General features: G+C 60.0%; 3 protein-coding genes. All 3 read right to left on the minus strand.

The features are described 5' to 3' along the window. The coding region (locus N5D22_RS27070; protein ID WP_279659003.1) for an ABC transporter ATP-binding protein at positions 1 to 988 on the minus strand (988 nt) is incomplete at its 3' end. Between the two features lie 11 nt (positions 989 to 999). Beyond that, positions 1,000 to 1,824 (minus strand): carbohydrate ABC transporter permease, encoded by an 825-nt coding sequence (locus N5D22_RS27075; RefSeq protein ID WP_080837073.1) that lies wholly within the window; start codon positions 1,822 to 1,824, stop codon positions 1,000 to 1,002. A gap of 238 nt (positions 1,825 to 2,062) precedes the next feature. Further along, on the minus strand, positions 2,063 to 2,899 hold an 837-nt coding region (locus tag N5D22_RS27080), incomplete at its 5' end, for a sugar ABC transporter permease (protein ID WP_279659004.1).

A 2,899-nucleotide genomic window follows, 5' to 3' on the forward strand; every position in this document is an offset into this window, starting at 1 on the left:
TACCCTTCTCATCGAACCTGTGTATCTTCGTGTCATCCGGCGTGATGAAGACTGTATCGCCATGCCTGCATTCGAACTCGCCGTCGGTTCTGGCGGTGATCGGCCCGATGCCATCGACCTCGAGATGCAGGAACGTATCCGATCCGAGATGTTCGGCAACCGTGACCTTGCCCTGCCACAGCCCGCTTTCCTTCGACAGCACCAGATGTTCGGGCCGCACACCGGCGGTGGTGGCGCCCTTGCTGCGGGCGTAGTCGCCGGTGATGAGGTTCATGCGCGGCGAGCCGATGAAGCCGGCGACGAAGAGGTTGGCGGGGGAGCGGTAAAGCTGCATCGGCGAGCCGACCTGCTCGATATTGCCGCGGTTCAAGACGACGATCTTGTCGGCCATGGTCATGGCCTCCACCTGGTCGTGGGTGACGTAGATCATCGTTGTCTTCAGCGTGTTGTGCAGTTCTGAGATTTCCAGCCGCATGGTGCCGCGCAGCGCCGCATCGAGGTTGGAGAGCGGTTCATCGAACAGGAAGGCTTTCGGTTCGCGCACGATGGCGCGGCCGATGGCGACACGCTGGCGCTGGCCGCCGGACAGCTGCGAGGGCCGGCGTTCGAGATAATCGGTGAGGTTCAGCACCCGGGCGGCGTCTTCGACCTTTTTATCGATCACCGCCTTGTCGAGCTTGGCCATCTTCAGCGGGAAGGCGATGTTGTTCCTGACACTCATATGCGGATAAAGCGCATAGGACTGGAACACCATGGCAAGGCCACGCTCGGCCGGGGCCTTTTCGGTGACATCGCGGCCGTCGATGGTGATCCTGCCGCCGGAGACATCCTCCAGCCCGGCGATCAGCCGCAGCAATGTCGACTTGCCGCAACCGGAGGGGCCGACGAAGACGACAAATTCGCCGTCGTTGATATCGAGATCGATCGACGGGATGACTTTTGCCTCGCCGAAGACCTTGGACACGGTCTGAAGGGAAATGCTGCCCATATTTGTGTTCCTTATTTCACGGCGCCGAAGGTCAGGCCGCGCACGAGTTGTTTCTGCGAGAACCAGCCGATGACGAGAATGGGGGCGATCGCCATCATCGAGGCGGCCGAGAGTTTTGCCCAGAACAGCCCCTGTGGGCTTGAGAAGGAGGCGATGAAGGCCGTCAGCGGCGCGGCATTGGTGGTCGTCAGCCGGATGGTCCAGAAGGCTTCATTCCAGGCGAGGATGACGTTCAAAAGCAGCGTCGAGGCGATACCGGGCACCGCCATCGGGGTCAGCACATGCACGATCTCGTTCCACAGCGATGCGCCATCCATGCGGGCCGCTTCGAGAATCTCGCCGGGGATTTCCCGAAAGTAAGTGTAGAGCATCCAGATGACGATCGGCAGGTTGATGAAGGTGAGCATGATGGTCAGCCCGATGCGGGTATCGAGCAGGCCGGCATTGCGGAAGATCAGATAGATCGGCACCAAGACGGCGACGGCCGGCATCATCTTGGTGGAGAGCATCCACATCAAAATGTCCTTGGTGCGTTTGGTCGGCGAAAACGCCATGGCCCAGGCGGCGGGAATGGCGATGATCAGCGCGATGATCGTCGAGCCGAGCGACAGCACCACCGAGTTCATGAACGGCTTGAAGTAATCACGCTGGGTCTGGACCGTCACGTAATTCTCAAGCGTGCCCGAGGGAATGAGGCTGAAGCCGGCGATTGCTTCCGGCTCGGTCTTGATCGAGGTGAGGAAGGCATAGAGGATCGGGAAGAACAGCAGCAGCGCCACGGCCCAGGCCGCGATGGAAAAGCCGATCTTCGCACGTGTGGTTGTCTTGCGGGCCATGATTAGACCTCCCCTGAAGCGATAGCGGCAAAAGCGTGGGGCCGTTTTGGTATGGAGACGGATGCATCCCCACTTCCCTCATTCCTGTGCTTGTCACAGGAATCCAGTCGGCGCGCGTCTGCGCGACGGAGGGACTTTGTTTCAGCCCAAGGACTTGGGCTGGCTGGATTCCTGTGACAAGCACAGGAATGAGGGAGGTGGGGCGCTGATGCCGCAGATAGAACCATTGTCATACCCCCTACCGATCCAGGTTCTTGCCAACCGCCCGCATCAGGAAGATGGCGACGATATTGGCGAGGATGACGGCGATGATGCCGCCGGCCGAAGCGCCGCCGACGTCGTAACCGAGAAGCGCGGTGCGATAGATGAGGAAGGCGAGGTTGGTCGAAGCATAACCCGGTCCGCCATTGGTGGTGACGAGGATTTCCGCGTAAACGCCGAGCAGGAAGATCGTCTGGATGAGGATGACGACGGTGATGGCGCGCGACAGATGCGGCAGGGTCAGGTAGACGAAGCGGTTGACGAAGTTGGCGCCATCCATCTCGGCGGCTTCCTTCTGCTCGCCATCGAGCGACTGCAGGGCGGTCAAGAGGATCAGTGTCGCGAACGGCAGCCATTGCCAGGCGACGATGATGATGATGGAGAGCAGCGGAAACTGCGCGAACCAGTCGACCGGCTGGAAACCGAAGAAGCGCGACAGATCGGCAAGCACGCCGTAACCGGGATGCATGATCATGTTCTTCCACACCAAAGCTGCCACCGGCGGCATGACGAAGAAGGGCGAGATGATCATGATGCGCACGATGCCCTGGCCGAAAATGTCATTGTCGAGCAGCAGCGCAATGGCGATGCCGCCGATGACGGTGATCGCAAGCACGCCGCCGACGATCAAAAGCGTGTTCCAGATCGACTGGAAGAAGGCCGGGTCGGTGTAGAAATACTGGTAATTGAACAGGCCGGCAAAGCTGACATTGGCCGGGTTGAGGAGATTGTAGTTCTGGAACGAGAACCACAGCGTCATCGCCAGAGGCACGATCATCCACACCAGCAATAACAGCACCGATGGCGCAAGCAT

Source organism: Agrobacterium sp. GD03872 (assembly GCF_029840625.1).
GTDB lineage: Bacteria > Pseudomonadota > Alphaproteobacteria > Rhizobiales > Rhizobiaceae > Agrobacterium > Agrobacterium fabrum_A.